The sequence below is a fragment of the Kocuria sp. WN036 genome (genome assembly GCF_002287015.1).
Classification (GTDB): Bacteria; Actinomycetota; Actinomycetes; order Actinomycetales; family Micrococcaceae; genus Kocuria; species Kocuria rosea.
Window position 1 is genome coordinate 41,141 of sequence record NZ_NSKF01000012.1, and the last position, 17,105, is coordinate 58,245.

A 17,105-nucleotide genomic window follows, 5' to 3' on the forward strand; every position below is an offset into this window, starting at 1 on the left:
GTGGGGCGTCAGGGAGGTGGCGCGTCCGCGGGTGCGCGGGTCCGGGCGCCCAGCCTACCGCCACCGCCGGGAGGGGCAGGTCTAGGGTGGGCGCATGGACAAGCTCTCCGGCTCGTGGCGCCGGGTGTTCGACAGGTTCTGGTTCGTGCCCGCCGTGTGCGTTCTCGCCGCCGTCGTCCTGGCCCAGTCCGTGGTGGCCGTCGACCGGTGGCTGCCCGAGGACCTGGACTCCCCGTGGATCGCGTGGGTCTACGCCGTCGGCATCGACGGGTCCCGGTCGATGCTCTCCGCGATCGGCGGATCGATGCTGGGCGTGGCCGCCACCGCCTTCTCCATCACCATCTCGGTGATCGCCACGGCCAGCTCCACGTACGGGCCCCGGCTGGTGCGCAACTTCATGGCGGACCGCGGCAACCAGGTGGTGCTGGGCGTGCTCGTGTCCACCTTCATCTACGCGCTGCTGGTCCTGCGCACGATCCGCTCGGCCTCCGACGACCTCGCCCAGCCGTTCGTCCCGCACCTGGCGGTCAACCTCGGCGTGCTGCTGGCGGTCGCGGACGTCGCCCTGATCGTCTACTTCATCCACCACATCGCGGACTCCGTGCAGGTGGACACCCTCGTCCACGGCGCGCGCCGGCGCCTGCTGGACGTGATCGAGCGGTGGCACCCGGAGGAGACGCCGGAGGAGCTGGTCCGGACCGCGGGGCGCCGCAGCGGCGGGGGAGAGGTCCGTGCGGGCAGCGTGGGCTACGTCGTCGGCGTCGACTACGAGCGGCTCCGGGACCACGCCGCGGCCGGTGACGTCGTCCTCGAGCTCGTGCCGCGGGTGGGCGACCACGTCCTGGCGGAGGAGCCGCTGGTCCGGGTGTGGCCCGCGCACCGGGCCGGGGAGCTGGCGGACCGGCTGCGGCGCTGCGTGCGGGTGGGCGACTCGCGCTCGGCGCTCCAGGACGTCCGCTTCGCGGAGCAGCAGGTCGTGGAGCTCGCCGTGCGCGCCCTCTCCCCGAGCACCAACGACCCCTACACCGCGGTCAACGCCGTCGAGGAGGTCGCGTCCGGGATCGTCGCCGCCGTGGCCCGCCCGCTGCCGGGGAACACGGTGGTGGTCGACGGCGTGCACCGGCTGCGCTACGGGACGGTGGGGGTCGAGGAGATCGTGGACATGCCGTTCGACCAGATCGGCCCGCACGCCACCGGGCACGTCAGCGTCCTGCTGGCCCTCGTGGACCTCGCCGCCCGGATCGAGGCGGCCAGCGTCCACCCGTCCGTGCGGCGGCAGGCGCGCGAGCACGTCGACGTCCTGCTCACCCGCTTCCGCGAGGGCGCACCCCACCCCCGGGACCTCGCCCGGGTGGAGCAGCACGTCAGGCTGCGCTCGGCCGACTGAGCGGATCCGCTACCGGCGCCGGAGCCGAGGGACCCGGCGCAGCAGCAGGCCCACGGCCACGGCGGTCCCGGCCAGCAGGGCGGCGCCGATCCCGGCGGACAGGTGCACACCGGCCTCGAAGGCCGCCACGGACGAGGCCAGCAGCTCCCCGGACGCGTCCGGGCCGAGGGCCGCGGCGACGTCGACCGCCCCGCCGAGGGTCTCGGACGCGGTGGCGGCCTGCCCGGGGTCCAGGCCCGGCGGCACCGCCACCCGGGCGGCGTAGGTCGCGGTCACGGCCGTGCCCAGGACGGCCACGCCCAGCCCGGCCCCCAGCTCGTAGGCGGTCTCCGAGATCGCGGAGGCGGCGCCGGCCTGCTCGGGGGCCACCTCGGTGAGGATCAGGTCCCCCGCGATCGTCTGGGCCGCGCCGGAGCCCAGCCCGATGACCACGAGGGCCACCACGAGCACGGCCCCGCCGGAGAGGTCCCCGAGCAGGACGAGCAGGAAGCCCGAGGCCATGACCAGCAGCCCGCCGCCGAGCACGAGCGCGGGGGGCACGACGCCGACCACGTGCACCACCAGCAGCCCCGAGACGATCGTGACCACGGCCCCCGGCAGCAGTGCGAGGCCCGCCTCCAGGGGCGGCAGGCCCTCCACCAGCTGCAGGTACTGGGAGACGAAGAACAGGAAGCCGATGAAGGTGGTCGAGGCCACCAGGTTGTTGAGCAGCCCGCCGGTGAACGGGGCGTGGCGGAACAGCCGCAGGTCCAGCATCGGCACCGGGCTGCGCAGCTGGCGGCGCACGAACAGCGTCCCGGCGGTCACGGCCAGCACCGCGGCGGCCAGCACGCCGGCGGACGGGCCGTGGCCGCCGAGGTCCTTGATGCCGTGGACCAGCGCCACCATGGCGGTCATGATCAGCGCGGCGCTGGGCACGTCCACCGGGCCCGGGGCCGGGTTGCGGGACTCCGGCACCAGCACCGGCGCCAGGACCAGGAGCGGCAGCAGCACCGGGACCGCGAGGAGGAACACGGAGCCCCACCAGAAGTGCTGGAGCAGGAACCCGCCCACGACCGGCCCCAGGATCCCGCCCGCCGAGAAGCCCGTGGCCCACACCGCGATGGCCGCCCGCCGCTGCGTCGGGTCGTGGAAGATGTTGCGCAGCAGGGACAGGGTCGCGGGCATCAGCATCGAGCCGAAGAGTCCCAGCAGCGCCCGCGCGGCGACGAGGGCCTCCCCGGTCGGGGCGAACGCGGCGAGTGCGGACACCGCCGCGAAGCCCGTGCTGCCCACCAGCAGCAGCCGGCGGCGGCCCACCCGGTCCCCGAGGGCGCCCATGGGCACGAGCAGCCCGGCGAGCACCAGCGGATAGGCGTCCACCATCCACAGCAGCTGCGTGCCGGTGGGGCGCAGCTCGCGGGAGATCTCCGGCAGCGCGAAGTTCAGCACCGTGTTGTCCACCGAGATCAGCAGCACCGGAAGCATGAGGACCACGAGGGCGGCCCACTCGCGGGCGCCGGCGCGGACCGGGACGTCGGGTGCCGGGGACAGCATGGCGGGACGGGCTCCTTCCGGGCGGGGGTGCGGCCCCCATCCTTCCAGAGCCGGCACCGGGCCCGCCCCCGGGACGGGGGAGGGGCGCCGCACTAGACTGCACGGGATGGCCCGCCGGACGGTTCCGTCCGGCCCGCAGCGACAACCATGGAGGTCCCCGATGGCCGAGCCGGTCCCCACCAGTGCGACGTCCGACGCCGCCCCCGGCGTCTCCGAGCAGTACGAGGCGGCACGGGACCGCGTCCTGGCGCTGCGCGAGGACTACGACCGGGCCCGCGAGGAGTTCCGCTGGCCCCGGATGGAGCACTTCAACTACGCCCTGGACTGGTTCGACCACGTCGCCCGGGACCCGGAGCGCGGGGCCCGGGACGCGCTGTGGATCGTCGAGGAGGACGGCACGGAGCTCCGGCGGACCTTCCGGGAGCTCGCTGGGTCCTCGGCGCGCACCGCGAACTGGCTGCGGGGCCTGGGGGTGCGGCGCGGCGACCGCGTGCTGCTCATGCTCGGCAACCAGCTCGAGCTGTGGGAGACCCAGCTCGCCGGCATGAAGCTGGGCGCGCCCCTGATCCCGACCGCCGTGATGATGCCGCCGGCCGACCTGCTGGACCGGGTGCAGCGCGGCAAGGTCTCGTGGGTCGTCACGGACGCCGCCAACGCCCCCAAGTTCGCGGGCGTCGACGGCGACTACGAGCTCGTCGTCGTCGGTGCCGCCGCGGAGGTGGAGGCGGCGCGCGCACAGCTGCCCGGCCGTCCCGTGCACCCGTACGAGCAGGCCGCGGACGCGGACGCCGTCTTCGTCCCGGAGGGCGTCACGCGCTCCCGCGACCCCCTGCTGCTGTACTTCACCTCCGGCACCACGTCCCAGGCCAAGCTCGTGGAGCACACCCACGCCTCCTACTCCTTCGGGCACCTGTCCACGGTCTACTGGATGGGCCTGCGCCCCGGGGACGTCCACCTGAACATCGCCTCGCCGGGGTGGGGCAAGCACTCGTGGTCCAACTTCTTCGCCCCGTGGATCGCGGAGGCCACCGTTTTCATCCACAACCAGTCCCGCTTCGACGCGGCGGGTCTCCTGGAGCAGATGGGCCGGGCCGGGGTGACGAGCTTCTGCGCGCCGCCCACGGTGTGGCGGATGCTCATCCAGGCGGACCTGCACCGCGTGCAGGACCCGCCGACGTCCGCCGTCTCCGCCGGCGAGCCGCTCAACCCCGAGGTGATCCGCCGGGTGCAGGACGCCTGGGGCGTGACCATCCGGGACGGCTACGGGCAGACGGAGACCACGCTGCAGATCGCCAACACCCCCGGGCAGCCGGTGGTGCCGGGGGCCATGGGCCGGCCCCTGCCGGGCTTCGTCGTCGACCTCTTCGACCCGCAGACGGGCGCACCCGCCGAGGAGGGGGAGATCTGCCTGAAGGTCGACGACGACCCGCCCGGGATCATGGCCGGCTACATCGACGAGCCCGAGCGCACGGCCGAGGTCGTCAAGGACGGCTGGTACCACACGCGCGACATCGCCCGCCGCGACGAGCACGGCGTCTACACGTACGTGGGCCGCACCGACGACGTGTTCAAGGCCTCCGACTACCGGATCTCCCCGTTCGAGCTGGAGTCCGTGCTCATCGAGCACCCCGCGGTGGCCGAGGCCGCCGTGGTCCCGGCGCCGGACCCGGTCCGGCACGCGGTGCCGAAGGCCTACCTGGTGCTCGCCGCCGGCGCGGAGCCCACCCGGGAGCTCGCCGGGGAGATCCTGCGCTTCGCCCGGGAGAACCTCGCCCCCTACAAGCGGGTGCGCCGGGTGGAGTTCACGGACCTGCCCAAGACGATCTCCGGCAAGATCCGCCGGGTGGTGCTGCGCGAGCGGGAGGAGGCCGCGGACCGCTCCGGCCCCGCGACGCCCGGGGCCGACGGGTACGGCGTCGAGTACACGGAGGCCGACTTCCCGGGGCTGCGCGGCTGAGCGCCCGCAATGTGACGCCGCGCACGGCGCCCGGCGTGCGCCCAACGGGGGACGCCGAGGGCCCCGGATGTCCCCACTTCGTGCCACGCCCGCCGCCCCCCGAATACCCACCGGTAGCGAAAAGCCGCCACAGAACCCTCTGTTGACTAGTGCAAATAGATGAATCTGCTTGAGTGTCCCCCGGATCGAATGTGACTTCACGGTCCGTGACAGGTCACAGAAACCCTGCCACCATGGTGCCAATTGGTTCACCCGATGGGGCGGAACCAACCGATCCGCCGGGGGGCGGATCGACTGCGGTTCATCGGGGGATGGGCCGCGTGCACGCAGGCATCGGGGGGTGCCGGTGCAACCGGTTCATCGGGGGGTGAACCGAATGGGAGCACCGCTGGGGGGCGGTACTCCCGCCAGGCGAGTCTCTGCTCGCCACCGGCCGCCAGGCCGGTCGATGCGCCCGCTGCGGGGGCCATCCGTTCGACGGATGGGCAGCGGGCGCATCGCTCTGTCCGGGCCCCGTCGCCACTGCACGCCCCGCCCTCCGGTCGGGCGGCGTCGGGGGGCCCTGGAAGACTGGGGCCATGACGACTTCCCCGGCCCACGACATCGCCGCCCACGACACCGCGCCGGACCCGGCCCTGCACGAGGACGCGCTCCACCTGCTGCGCGCGCTCACCGGCCGGCCGGACGCCGCCTTCCACCCCGGGCAGTTCGAGGCGGTCGAGGCCCTCGTGGGGCGCGGCCGGCGGGCCCTGGTGGTGCAGCGGACCGGCTGGGGCAAGTCCGCGGTCTACTTCCTCTCCGCCCTGCTCCTGCGGGCCCGGGGCCGCGGGCCCACCCTGATCGTCTCCCCGCTGCTGGCCCTCATGCGGGACCAGGTCTCCGCCGCCGCCCGCGCGGGGGTCCGGGCGGCGGCCATCAACTCCGCCAACGCCACCGAGTGGGGGCAGATCGCCGCGCAGCTGGAGGCCGACGAGCTCGACGTCCTGCTGGTCTCCCCGGAGCGGCTCAACAACCCCGTGTTCCGCGAGCAGCAGCTGCCGCAGCTGGTCGCCCGGCTCGGGCTGCTCGTGGTGGACGAGGCGCACTGCATCTCCGACTGGGGCCACGACTTCCGCCCCGACTACCGGCGCATCCGCGACCTCATCGCCCGGCTCCCGGAGCAGGTCCCCGTCCTGGCCACGACCGCCACCGCGAACGAGCGCGTGGTCGCCGACGTCGAGGAGCAGCTGGGCGTGCGGCCCGGCGGCAGCAGCACGGGGGAGGTCTTCACCCTCCGCGGCCCGCTCTCCCGGGCGTCCCTGCGCCTCGGCGTGCTGGACCTGCCCTCGGCCACGGCCCGCCTCGCCTGGCTGCTCGAGCACGTCGGGTCCCTCCCGGGCAGCGGGATCATCTACGCGCTGACCGTGGGGGCCGCCGAGGACACGGCCCAGGCGCTCGCCGACGCCGGGATCCCCGTGCGCGCCTACACCGGGCGCACCGACCAGGGCGAGCGCGAGGAGCTCGAGGCCGCCCTCAAGGAGAACAGGGTCAAGGCCCTCGTGGCCACCTCCGCGCTCGGCATGGGCTTCGACAAGCCGGACCTCGGCTTCGTGGTGCACCTGGGGGCGCCGTCCTCGCCCGTGGCCTACTACCAGCAGGTGGGCCGTGCGGGCCGCGCCACGGACAACGCGGACGTCCTGCTGCTGCCGGGCACCGAGGACCGCCGGATCTGGGAGTACTTCGCCACCTCGTCGATGCCCACCGAGCAGAAGGCCGCCGCCGTCCTGGACGAGCTGGGGGCCGCGGGCGGCGCCCTGTCCGTGGCCGTCCTGGAGTCCCGCGTGGACGTCCGGCGCAGCCCGCTCGAGCTGCTCCTGAAGGTGCTCGCCGTCGAGGGCGCGGTGGAGCGCGTGCAAGGTGGCTGGCAGAGCACGGGCGTGCCGTGGCGCTACGACGCCGAGCGCTACGGCCGGATCGCCGCGGCACGGGTGGCCGAGCAGAACGCCATGCTCGAGTACGAGCGCACCACCGGGTGCCGCATGGAGTTCCTCGCCCGGCAGCTCGACGACGCCACGGCCGAGCCCTGCGGGCGCTGCGACAGCTGCGCCGGCCCCTGGTACCCCACGACCGTCGACGAGTCCGCCACCGACTCCGCGGGCGCCGCCCTGACCCGCGTGGGCGTCGTGGTGGAGCCGCGCGCCCAGTGGCCCACCGGGATGCCGCGCCTCGGGGTCGAGGTCAAGGGCCGGATCCCCGAGGAGGAGCGCTGCGCCGAGGGCCGGGCACTCGCCCGGCTCACGGACCTCGGCTGGGGCAACCGGCTGCGCGAGGTGTTCCGCACCGACGAGGAGGGCGCGCCGGTCGACGGACCGGTGGACCCCGCCCTCGGCCGGGCGTGCGTCCAGGTGCTCGCCGAGTGGCGCTGGTCGGACCGGCCCGCGGCCGTCGTCTCGATCCCGTCCCGCTCGCGCCCCCGGCTCGTGCGCTCCCTGGCGGAGGGCATGGCCGAGGTCGGGCACCTGCCCTATCTCGGGGAGCTCGACGTCCCCGAGGGCTTCCCGTCCGGCGGGCACGGCGGCAACAGCGCGTACCGCCTCGCGGCCCTGTGGGAGAAGTTCCGGGTGCCGCCCGAGCTCGCGGAGGGGCTGGACCGGCTGGGCGGGCGCCCGGTGCTGCTGGTCGACGATCTCGTGGACAGCCGCTGGACGCTCGCCGTGGCCGCCCGCGCGCTGCGCCGGGCCGGGTCCGGACCCGTGCTGCCGTTCGTCCTGGCCTCCCAGGGCTGAGGCGCGGACCGCGCCGGGCGGCCGGGCCCGGCGCGGTCTTGTACGCTGGCCTGCGTGTCCCCTGCCCCCGCGCCGCTCGTCGACGTCATCATCCCGGTGCACACCACCGCCCGGCCCGTGGACCGGGCCGTCGGCTCCGTGCTGGCCGGGGGGCTCCCGGTCGGCGACCACGGCGGGGTGCACATCACGGTGGTGTGCCACAACGTCGAGGCGGCACTGATCCGCGACCGCCTCGCGGCGGAGCACCGTCCGCTCGTCGAGCTGCTGGAGTGCTTCGACGGCACCGGCAACCCGGCCGGGCCCCGCAACCTGGCCCTCGAGCGCTCCCGCGCCCGGTACGTGTCCTTCGTGGACAGTGACGACACCCTCGCCCCCGGGGCCCTCGCGGCCTGGACGGCGACCGCCGAACGCCACGGCTCGGCGGCGGTGCTCCCGCGGCTGGTCAAGGACTCCGGCCGGCCGGTGCGCACCCCCGTGCCGCGGCCCTTCCGCCGCGCGGACCTCGAGCCGGTCAAGGACCGGCTCGCCTACCGGACCCACGTCTTCGGGCTGCTCCGCCGGGAGCTCCTGGTGGACCGCGGGGTCCGCTTCAACGGCCGGTACGCCACCGGGGAGGACCAGGAGCTGGTGGCCCGGGCCTGGTTCGGCGACGGGCGGGTCGACCTCGCGCCCCGCGGCGCCGGCTACCTCCTGCGGGAGGGGGCCGCCGACCGGATCAGTGCCGCGCCCCGGCCCCTGACGGACGACCTCGCCGCGGCGACCGACCTGCTCGGCGGCTCCTGGTACGCCGGGCTGTCCGTGGAGCAGCGGACGGCGATCGCCGCCAAGATCCTCCGAGTCCAGGTCTTCGGCGCGGTCCGCGGCCGGACCGCCGCCGGACGGTGGTCCCCGGAGGACGCCCACCAGGTGGGGAGCCTGCTCGAGCTGGTCAGGTCGCGCGCCCCCCGGGCGCTCGCCGTGCTGTCCTGCGCGGACCGGGAGGTCCTGGACCTCGTCGTCCGGCGGGGGGCAACGGCGGAGGCCATCCTCCGGGTGGACAACGCCCGTCGCCGCTTCGGCTGGCCCAGCACCCTGCTCACCCGGGACCCGCGCAGGGTCCTGCACCGCGAGGCCCCCCTGCGGTTCATGGCCGCGTCCCTGCTGGTGTGACCGGGAGACGCCACCGTCCAGTGTGACAATGGTGCCGAGCCAGTCGTCCGACCCCCCGCCCGACGAGAGAACTCCATGAGCCGCCTCCTCCCCGCCGACCCTTCCCCCGGGGTCGCGAACAGCACCGCGCCCCCGGCGGGCGCCTCCGCCCCCGCCCACCGCTTCCGCCCCGAGGTCCAGGGGCTGCGCACCGTGGCCGTCCTCCTGGTCGCCGTCTACCACGTGTGGATCGGCGGGGTCTCGGGCGGGGTGGACGTCTTCCTGTTCATCTCGGCGTTCCTCATGACGCTCTCCTTCGTCCGGCGGCTCGAGGCCGGGAAGGGGCCGCAGCTGGGCCGCTACTGGGCCAGGACGTTCTCGCGGCTGCTGCCCCCCGTCGTCGTCACGGTCCTGGGCACCCTCGTCGTGGTGCGATTGCTGTTCCCGTCCGACCGCTGGTACGCCGCGATCGAGGAGGCGGCGGCCACGGTGCTGTACTCCCAGAACTGGGTGCTCGCCCTCAACGCGGTCGACTACTACGCCGCGGACACCTCCGGGGCCAGCCCGTTCCAGCACTTCTGGTCCCTGTCCGTGCAGGGCCAGGTGTTCCTGCTGTGGCCACTGCTCCTCGCGCTGTGCGGGCTGATCGCCGAGCGCACCCGGTGGACCGTCACCACGGTGGCCACCGGCGTGTTCAGCGCCGTCTTCCTCGCCTCCTTCGCCTTCTCGGTGGTCTCCACGAGCAGCGAGCAGGCCTTCGCCTACTTCGACACCCGCGCCCGGCTGTGGGAGTTCGCCCTCGGCTCCCTGCTGGCCCTGGCCGTGCTGCGCGGCGTCACCCTGCCGGGCGCGCTGCGCCTCCTCCTGGGCTGGACCGGGCTCGTGGCCATCGCCGTGTGCGGACTCGTCCTCGACGTCCAGGGCTCCTTCCCGGGCTGGGCGGCGCTGTGGCCGCTGACCGGGGCGGCCCTGGTGATCCTGGCCGGGCACACCGGCGACCCCCGCGGGGCCGACGCCCTGCTCAGCCGCCGGCCCCTGCTGGTCCTGGGCGAGGCGTCCTACGCCGTCTACCTGGTGCACTGGCCGGTGCTCGTCACCTACCTGGTGGTCACGGACCGCGCCAAGGCCACGCTGGGGCACGGGCTGCTCATCCTCCTGGGGAGCATCGTGCTGGGCGTGCTGGTGCACCGGCTCGTCGAGCGGCCCCTCCGGCCCCGCACCGGACCCCGCGCGAGCCTGCACCAGCTCGGCCTCGTGGTGCTGTGCGTGGCCCTCGTGCTGGTCCCCGCCTCCGGGGCGCGGCTGGTCCTCGACCGGCACGCCCAGGAGGCCGCGGAGCAGGCCGCGCTCGAGAACCCGGGGGCCGCGGTGCTGACCGGGGACCTCGCCTGGGAGCAGGACCCGCAGGTGCCCACGATCCCGAACCCGCTGGTCCGCGAGGGGCAGTGGTCCGAGCTGCCGGAGTCCTGCGACGCCGCGACGGAGGAGTGGTTCGACGGCTACAAGGTGGCCTGCTCGACCCTGCCGGTCGACCGGGACGCCGAGGTCGACGCCATGGTGATCGGCAACTCCCACGCCGAGCAGTGGCTGCCGGCGTTCCAGCGCGTCGCCGAGGACCGCGGCTGGAACCTGGTCTCCGTCATCCGCGGCGCCTGCCGGTTCCAGCCCGTGGAGACCACCGACAACACCGAGTGCCAGGAGCTGATCGGGCTCACCGACCGGTACATCGAGGACCACGGGATCGACGTCGTGCTCACCACGTCCACCGTGACCGCCGACGAGGGGCCCGGCGAGCAGATCGCCCCCGGGTTCGCCCAGGTCCTGGCGGACCTCGGCGAGCGGGGCATCACGGTGGTCGGGATCCGGGACAACCCGCGGTTCCCCTTCAACATGGTCACCTGCATCGACCAGGACGGCCCGGACGCCGAGCGGTGCAACCCGCCGCGGGCGCAGAAGCTGGCCCCGCAGAACCCGGCCGACGCGCTGACGGGGCGGCACGGGAACTTCGTCAGCCTCGACATGAGCGACTGGATCTGCCCCGACGGCACGTGCCCGTCCCGGATCGGCAACCGCTGGGTCTACATGGACGACAACCACATGCCCCGCGACTACGTGGTCACGATGGTCCCGGCCTTCGCGGAGCAGTTCGACCGGCAGTTCGGGCAGCGGGCCCGGCCCGCCGGGTGAGCGGGGGCCGGGTGGGCGGGGGGCGTGCTCAGCGGCGGAGCCGGGCGCCCGCGGCGCGCAGGGCCGGCCGCAGGTCCCGGGCGCTGAGCCCGGCCCAGACCGCGAGGAACACGGCGGTCGCCCCGAGCGCCGGCAGCACCCGGAAGTCGGGGCCGAGCACCTGCAGCGCGACCAGGATCATCGCGTAGCCGGCCACGATCCGCAGCAGGACCGTGCCCCACCGCATCCGGTCGAGCCGCCAGACCACCAGCAGCGGCAGCACCGCGCTCAGCAGCGAGCCCACGAGGTATCCCACCGCGGAGGCGGTGATGCCGAGCTCCGGGCCCAGCAGGAGCATCGTCACCACGCCCACGACCAGACCCAGGCCGTTGGCGGCGGCGAGCACCTTGACCCCCCAGGGCTCGGTGCCGTTGAGCCGGGCGTTCGCGGCGTTGAAGCTGGTCGCCGAGACGGCCAGGAACAGCAGGACCAGCAGCGGCTCGGCCTCCGCGAACTCGGGGTCCCCGAAGTAGACCACCCGGAGCACCGGCTCCGCCCACAGGGCGCCCACGCCGAAGACCGGCAGGAACACCGTGACCATCGTCCGCAGGATCGTGTCCACCTGCCGGGTCAGGCCCGCGGTGTCCCCGGCGGCGTACATCCGGGCCACGCTGGGGGACAGCGCGGTGAGCATCGCCCCGGACAGCATGCTGGCGGGGGTGGCCAGGGACACCGCGGCGGCGTAGAGGCCGACCTCCGCCTTCGTGGCGAAGCTGTCGCCGATCACCAGGGACAGCTGCATCAGACCGCTCGCCGCCAGCAGGTGGGCCGATCCCCACGCGGTGAAGACCAGGATCTCCCGGCGCACCGCCGGGTCGAGGCGCGCCCCGGTGCGGCGGGGCCAGGAGGGCAGCGCGTAGACCGTGTAGCCGAGGATCAGGGGCAGCAGCAGGACCCAGTGCCAGCCGGCGAGCAGGACCAGCAGCAGCAGGGTGAGGGTGAGGAACGAGCTGATGGTGTCCCACGCCGTCGTGGTCACGAACTGGTTGTTGCCCGTGCGGACGCCGCGCACGAAGTTGTAGGCCGACAGGGAGAGCACGAGCAGGCCCGCCGAGAGCGCGAAGCCCCAGGAGAGCTCGAGCGCGAACGCGGCGTAGAGCACCGCCGAGACGGACAGCAGCGCCATCCCCGCGGACGCGCTGCTCGCGGTGAAGGAGGCCGTCGCCGCCTGCCCCTCGGGGTCCTGGCGGCCCCGGGCCATCGCGATGAACTTGGCGGCCCCCGTGCCCGAGGCCTGGGGCCACAGCAGGACGAGGAAGAGGGCCAGCGAGATCGTCAGGTTGACCTCGGCGAGCGCCTCCTGGCCCAGCAGGTTGCCCACCAGGACGCTGTAGCCGAAGCGGGACAGCCCCTGGACGAACACGGCCACCACGGTCAGCGCGAACGCCGACCCCAGGGGGTTGTCGGTGTTCGCGTGGTTGGGCGGCGGGAAGAGGATCGAGCGCAGCCGGGACATCAGGCGGCCGACCCGGGGGCTGGGCTGGTCATCGCGCCCGAGTCTACTCGCGCCCCGGCGCGGTCCCCGGACCGCCCCGGCCGTGGCCCCGCCGATAGGGTGGCACCATGATCGCCGCCCCCACCCCGTCCAGCACCGTCTCCGGCACCGCGTCCGGCCCCCCGTCCGGCACCGCGCCCGACGCCGCCCCCGGTCGCACCGGCGCGGTAGGGGGCTGAGCGCCGTGCGCGTGCTCGTCGTCAGCACCTGGTACCCGTCGGGGGAGCGCCCCGGGGAGACGCCGTTCGTCCCCCGGCACGTGCGCGCCGCCGCCCGCCACCACGACGTCCGGGTGCTGCACCTGCGGCTGCTGCGCACCGGGCCGGCCGTCCCGGAGGAGTGGGACGGGGTGCCGGTGCTCCGGCTACCCTTCCACCCCCTGCGCCCGCTCACGCTGCTGCGGGCGTACGCCGCGCTCCGCCGCCACCTGACCGGGGCGGACGTCCTGCACACCATGCCCTTCTCGGCGGCGCTCGTCTGCCTGCCGCTCGCAGGACGCCGCCCGTGGGTGCACACGGAGCACTGGAACGGCGTGCTCACCCCCGAGCAGAACGGGCCCGTGTGGCGGCTCCTCGCCGGGAGCCGCCGGATCCTGCGCGTCCCGGACCGCGTCACCGGCGTGAGCACCATGATGTGCGACGTGCTGCGCCGCTTCGCGCCGGCCGAGCGGGTGGAGCGGATCGGCAACGTGGTCGACCACGCCGCGCACGTCACGGACCCGCCGCGGGGGCACACCCTGGAGCTCGTCGCGGTCGGCGCCCTGCGCGAGATCAAGGACCCTCTCCTGGCCGTGGACACCGTGGCGTGGCTGCGCGCCGCCGGCCACGACGTCCGCCTCACCTGGTGCGGCTCCGGCGGCCTCGAGCAGGAGGTCCGGGAGCGGGCGCGCCGGCTCGGGGTGGGGGAGCGCGTGCAGCTCCTCGGCAGCGTGGGGGCGGACGAGGTGCAGCGGCGCCTGGCCGCCGCCGACGTGTTCCTGCTGCCCAGCCGGTCCGAGACGTTCTGCGTGGCGGCGGCCGAGGCCCTCGCCGCGGGCCGGCCGGTGGTCATGGGCGCCCTCGGCGGGCAGGGTGACTTCGTGCACCCGGGCAACGGGCGCCTCGTGGCCGAGCGCACCCCTGAGGCCTTCGGCGGCGCCGTGCTCGACGTCGTGGCGGATCCCGGCCTGCTGGGCCCGGAGGCCATGGCGGCGGAGATCCGCTCCGTCTACGGGTCCGAGCGGATCGGGGCGGACCTCGACCGGCTCTACCGCTCGGTGCTCGCCGGGCGGCACGGACGCCGTCGGCTTTGACCCCGTGCCCGGTCCTCCCTTAAGCTGGCCCGTGTTGTCCACCCGCGTGGTGGGCCACGGATGGAGACGTGCCAGAGCGGCCGAATGGACTTCACTGCTAATGAAGGGTCGGGGTTAAACTCGACCGGGGGTTCAAATCCCCCCGTCTCCGCGCTCGTGACGTCCCAGGACGTCGGAAACACCCCGGACCCGCGGTCCGGGGTGTTTCGCGTTCCGAGCCCGCGCCCGGGCCCGTCATCTGCGGCCGCCCCGTGACCGGGGGCCGGCGGCTTCCTAGACTGGGGCTCAGCGCGCCGCCGGCGCCCGAGCCCAGGAGGCCACCATGCCGGAGCAGGACCGTCCGCAGACCACGCCCGCCGCACCCGGTGCGCCCCGCCCCGCCCCCGCCTGGCGCGCCGGGCTCACGGACCGCTCCGTCCTCGAGGAGGCCGTCGACGCCGTGACGGTGCGCCGGGTCTTCGGGGAGGCGTACGAGGCGTACGGCACCACGGTCGTGCCCGTGGCCCGCGTCAGGGGCTGGGGCGGCGGTGGCGGGGGCTCGGGCGAGGAGAAGGACAGCTCGGGCAGCGGATCGGGCGTGGGCTACGGCGTGCACGCCGAGCCGGCCGGGGTGTACGTGGTCCGGGGGGACAGCGTCACGTGGCGCCCCGCCGTGGACGCGGGGCGGATCGCCCTCACCCTGGGCCTGGCGCTGTGCGGCGCGGCCGCGCTCGTGGGCTGGGCCGCCGTCACCCGCCGTTCCTGACAGGATGGGGCCATGTCCTTCCTGCTCCGTGTCCTCGTCAACGCGCTCGCCATCTGGGTGGCCGCCTGGATCCTGCCCGGGATGGGCATCGCGGCGGACCCGTCCGTCGTCTCGGCCGTCGGGGGCGAGACCACGGCGTCGGTCCTGGCCTACCTGTTCGTCGGCCTGGTCTTCGGCGCCGTGAACGCGGTCGTGCGGCCCGTGCTGACGATCCTGTCCCTGCCGATCACCTGCCTCACGCTGGGCCTGTTCGCCATCGTGGTCAACGCGGCGATGCTGTGGCTGACGTCCTGGCTGAGCTCCTTCACGCCCCTGCGGCTCGAGATCGACTCCTTCCTCTGGACGGCGGTGCTCGCCACCCTGATCATCGGGGTGGTGTCCCTCCTGATGGGCTGGACCGTCCCGGACCGCGAGCGCCGCTGACCCGCGCCGGGGCTCAGCCCCGGTGCAGCGCCGTCCAGAGGAACTCGTGGGACAGCGCGTGCAGGCGGGCGGCCTGCTTGTTGTCGCCCGCGCCCGCGTGCCCGCCCTCGGTGGCCTCGTAGAACCACACGTTCTCGTAGCCCATGCCGAGCATCCGCGCGGCGGCCTTGCGCGCCTGGACGGGGCCCACGCGGTCGTCGCTCGTGGCGGTCCAGAACAGGACGTCCGGGTAGTCCCGCCCCTCCTCCAGCAGGTGGTACGGCGAGAACGTGCGGACGGACTCCCACTGCTCCGGGTCGTCCGGGTCGCCGTACTCCGCGATCCAGGAGTAGCCCGCGGACAGCTTCGTGTAGCGGCGCATGTCCAGCAGCGGCACCCCGCAGGAGATCGCCCCGAACAATTCGGGGTGCCCGGTGAGCATGTTGCCCACGAGCAGCCCGCCGTTGGAGCCGCCCGAGCACGCGAGCGTTCCCCGGGTGCACACCCCGCGGTTCTGCAGGTCCGCGGCGACGGCCGCGAAGTCCTCGTACGCCCGGTGCCGGTTCCCCTGCAGGGCGGCCCGGTGCCACGCGGGGCCGTACTCGCCGCCGCCGCGGATGTTGGCGAGGACGTAGACCCCGGACCGCCCGGCGTCGTCGGTGCGGGTCAGCCAGGACCGCCCGAGGGCCCCGGAGTAGGCGGGGGTCCGGGAGACCTCGAAGCCGCCGTAGCCGGAGAGCAGCGTCGGGTTCCGCCCGTCGAGGACCGGGTCGGCGGGGCCCACCTGGAAGTAGGGCACCCGGGTGCCGTCCGCCGAGACCGCGAAGTGCTGCTCGACCGAGAGCCCGGTCGTGTCGAAGAACGCGGGGGCGGTCCTCGCCACCCGCGGCGGGGCCGTCACCCCGCCGCGGGCCGGGAGGGTGCCGCGGGACACGGTGGTCGGGGTGAGGAAGCCGGTCGCCACGAGCCAGTAGTCGTTGCCCGCCTCCGGGTCCTCGTCGTCGACGGCGTAGGCGTCCACGCTGTGCAGGGCCGGCGCCCCGGGCAGCTCGGACGAGGTCCAGGGGCCCGGCTCGGCGACGCGGACCACCGAGGAGACGTCCCGCAGCAGGTTGAGGATCAGCCGGTCGGCCGTCCAGGACCAGGACTGCAGCGACGTGCGCGCGTCCGGGACGAACACGGCGGTCACGGAGCGGTCCCCGGCCAGGAACGCCTCGAGCTCGGCCACGAGCAGGGCCCCGGCCGGGTGCACGGTCCCGTCCAGCTCGAGCTCCTCCTGCGGGCGCAGCAGCAGCCACTGACGGTGCAGGTCCACCGTCACCGAGTCGGGGACGTCGACGTGCACGAGCTCCTCCTCCCGCACCAGGTAGGTCCGGGAGGCGAAGAAGTCGACCACGTCCACGGCCACGTCCCGGACGAAGCCCGGGGTGTGGTCCCGCACGAGCACCGCCTGCACGTGGTCCTCGGCCACCTCGAACACCTGCCGGGCCTCGGCGAGGTCCTGCCCGCGGCGCAGGACGCGCACGGTGCGGGGGTAGGAGGAGGTGGTCATCGAGCCGGGGCCGAAGTCGGTGCCCACGTGCAGGGTGTCGGCGTCCACCCACGTCACGGTGGACTTCGCCGTGGGGACGTCGAAGCCGCCGGGCACGAACCGGCGCTCGTCGAGGTCGAACTCGCGCACCCGCTTCGCGTCGCCGCCGTCGGGGGAGAGGCTGAGCAGCGCCCGCCGGTGCCGCCCGCCGGTGTACTGCGGGCGCAGCAGCCGGGCCCCGCCCCAGACCCAGTCGACGCCCTCCACGGCGGCCAGCGCGTCGACGTCGAGCAGGACCTCCCACTCGGTGTCCCCGCCGAGCCAGGACTCCCACGTGGTGCGGCGGAAGACGCCGCGGGGGTGCTCGGCGTCGCGCCAGAAGTTGTAGTAGTGCGGCCCGTGCTTGGCGACCATGGGGATCCGCTCGGTCGAGTCCATGACCGCGAGCACGTCGGCCTCGAGGCGGCGCAGCCGCGGGCTCTCGAGCGCCGCCAGGGTGCGGGCGTTCTGCCCGGCGACCCACTCCAGGGGCGCGGCCCCCGTGATCTCCTCCAGCCACAGGTTCTCGTCGTGCGGCTGCTCGGCGGTCGGGCGGGCGGCGGTCTGCGCGGTCTCGGTCATGTCCGCCATCGTAGGCGCAGC

General features: G+C 74.7%; 11 protein-coding genes and 1 tRNA gene. 9 read left to right on the plus strand and 3 right to left on the minus strand.

What is annotated here, in order from left to right:
* Positions 1-94 precede the first annotated feature (94 nt).
* Positions 95-1,387 (plus strand): DUF2254 domain-containing protein, encoded by a 1,293-nt coding sequence (locus tag CK505_RS09270; protein ID WP_095650882.1) that lies wholly within the window; start codon positions 95-97, stop codon positions 1,385-1,387.
* 9 nt (positions 1,388-1,396) lie between these two features.
* Here CK505_RS09270 and CK505_RS09275 read toward each other — a convergent pair whose 3' ends face one another.
* Complete coding sequence (locus CK505_RS09275; protein WP_095650883.1) at positions 1,397-2,923, minus strand: MFS transporter; 1,527 nt, start codon at positions 2,921-2,923, stop codon at positions 1,397-1,399.
* 160 nt (positions 2,924-3,083) lie between these two features.
* Here CK505_RS09275 and CK505_RS09280 point away from each other — a divergent pair, with 160 nt between their 5' ends.
* The 4 genes from CK505_RS09280 to CK505_RS09295 all read left to right on the plus strand — a co-directional run bounded on the left by CK505_RS09280 (position 3,084) and on the right by CK505_RS09295 (position 10,960).
* Complete coding sequence (locus CK505_RS09280) at positions 3,084-4,880, plus strand: AMP-binding protein (protein ID WP_095650884.1); 1,797 nt, start codon at positions 3,084-3,086, stop codon at positions 4,878-4,880.
* Positions 4,881-5,458: 578 nt separating this feature from the next.
* Entirely contained in the window at positions 5,459-7,645 is a 2,187-nt protein-coding gene (locus CK505_RS09285) for an ATP-dependent DNA helicase RecQ (protein ID WP_095650885.1), read from the plus strand.
* A 54-nt stretch (positions 7,646-7,699) separates the two neighbouring features.
* Positions 7,700-8,794 carry a glycosyltransferase family 2 protein gene (locus CK505_RS09290; RefSeq protein ID WP_176475314.1) on the plus strand — a complete coding sequence of 365 codons (1,095 nt, stop codon included), beginning with the start codon at positions 7,700-7,702 and terminating at the stop codon, positions 8,792-8,794.
* A 75-nt stretch (positions 8,795-8,869) separates the two neighbouring features.
* Positions 8,870-10,960 carry an acyltransferase family protein gene (locus tag CK505_RS09295; RefSeq protein ID WP_095650887.1) on the plus strand — a complete coding sequence of 697 codons (2,091 nt, stop codon included), beginning with the start codon at positions 8,870-8,872 and terminating at the stop codon, positions 10,958-10,960.
* Between the two features lie 28 nt (positions 10,961-10,988).
* On the opposite strand, the gene CK505_RS09300 is transcribed toward CK505_RS09295, so the two are convergent.
* Positions 10,989-12,455: a lipopolysaccharide biosynthesis protein gene (locus CK505_RS09300; protein ID WP_017831995.1), complete on the minus strand. Its 1,467-nt coding sequence runs from the start codon at positions 12,453-12,455 to the stop codon at positions 10,989-10,991.
* Positions 12,456-12,678: 223 nt separating this feature from the next.
* On the opposite strand from CK505_RS09300, the gene CK505_RS09310 reads away from it, so the two are divergent.
* The 4 genes from CK505_RS09310 to CK505_RS09325 all read left to right on the plus strand — a co-directional run bounded on the left by CK505_RS09310 (position 12,679) and on the right by CK505_RS09325 (position 14,953).
* Positions 12,679-13,785 (plus strand): glycosyltransferase, encoded by a 1,107-nt coding sequence (locus CK505_RS09310; protein ID WP_035926102.1) that lies wholly within the window; start codon positions 12,679-12,681, stop codon positions 13,783-13,785.
* A 62-nt stretch (positions 13,786-13,847) separates the two neighbouring features.
* A tRNA-Ser gene (locus tag CK505_RS09315) sits at positions 13,848-13,936 on the plus strand.
* A gap of 171 nt (positions 13,937-14,107) precedes the next feature.
* The gene (locus CK505_RS09320) at positions 14,108-14,530 is read left to right on the plus strand and encodes a spore germination protein GerW family protein (protein ID WP_017831992.1); all 423 of its coding nucleotides are present in this window, start codon (positions 14,108-14,110) and stop codon (positions 14,528-14,530) included.
* Between the two features lie 12 nt (positions 14,531-14,542).
* Positions 14,543-14,953, plus strand: a complete 411-nt coding sequence (locus CK505_RS09325; RefSeq protein WP_095650888.1) for a phage holin family protein — start codon at positions 14,543-14,545, stop codon at positions 14,951-14,953.
* 13 nt (positions 14,954-14,966) lie between these two features.
* Here CK505_RS09325 and CK505_RS09330 read toward each other — a convergent pair whose 3' ends face one another.
* Positions 14,967-17,084 carry a prolyl oligopeptidase family protein gene (locus CK505_RS09330; RefSeq protein ID WP_095650912.1) on the minus strand — a complete coding sequence of 706 codons (2,118 nt, stop codon included), beginning with the start codon at positions 17,082-17,084 and terminating at the stop codon, positions 14,967-14,969.
* Positions 17,085-17,105: the final 21 nt, after the last annotated feature.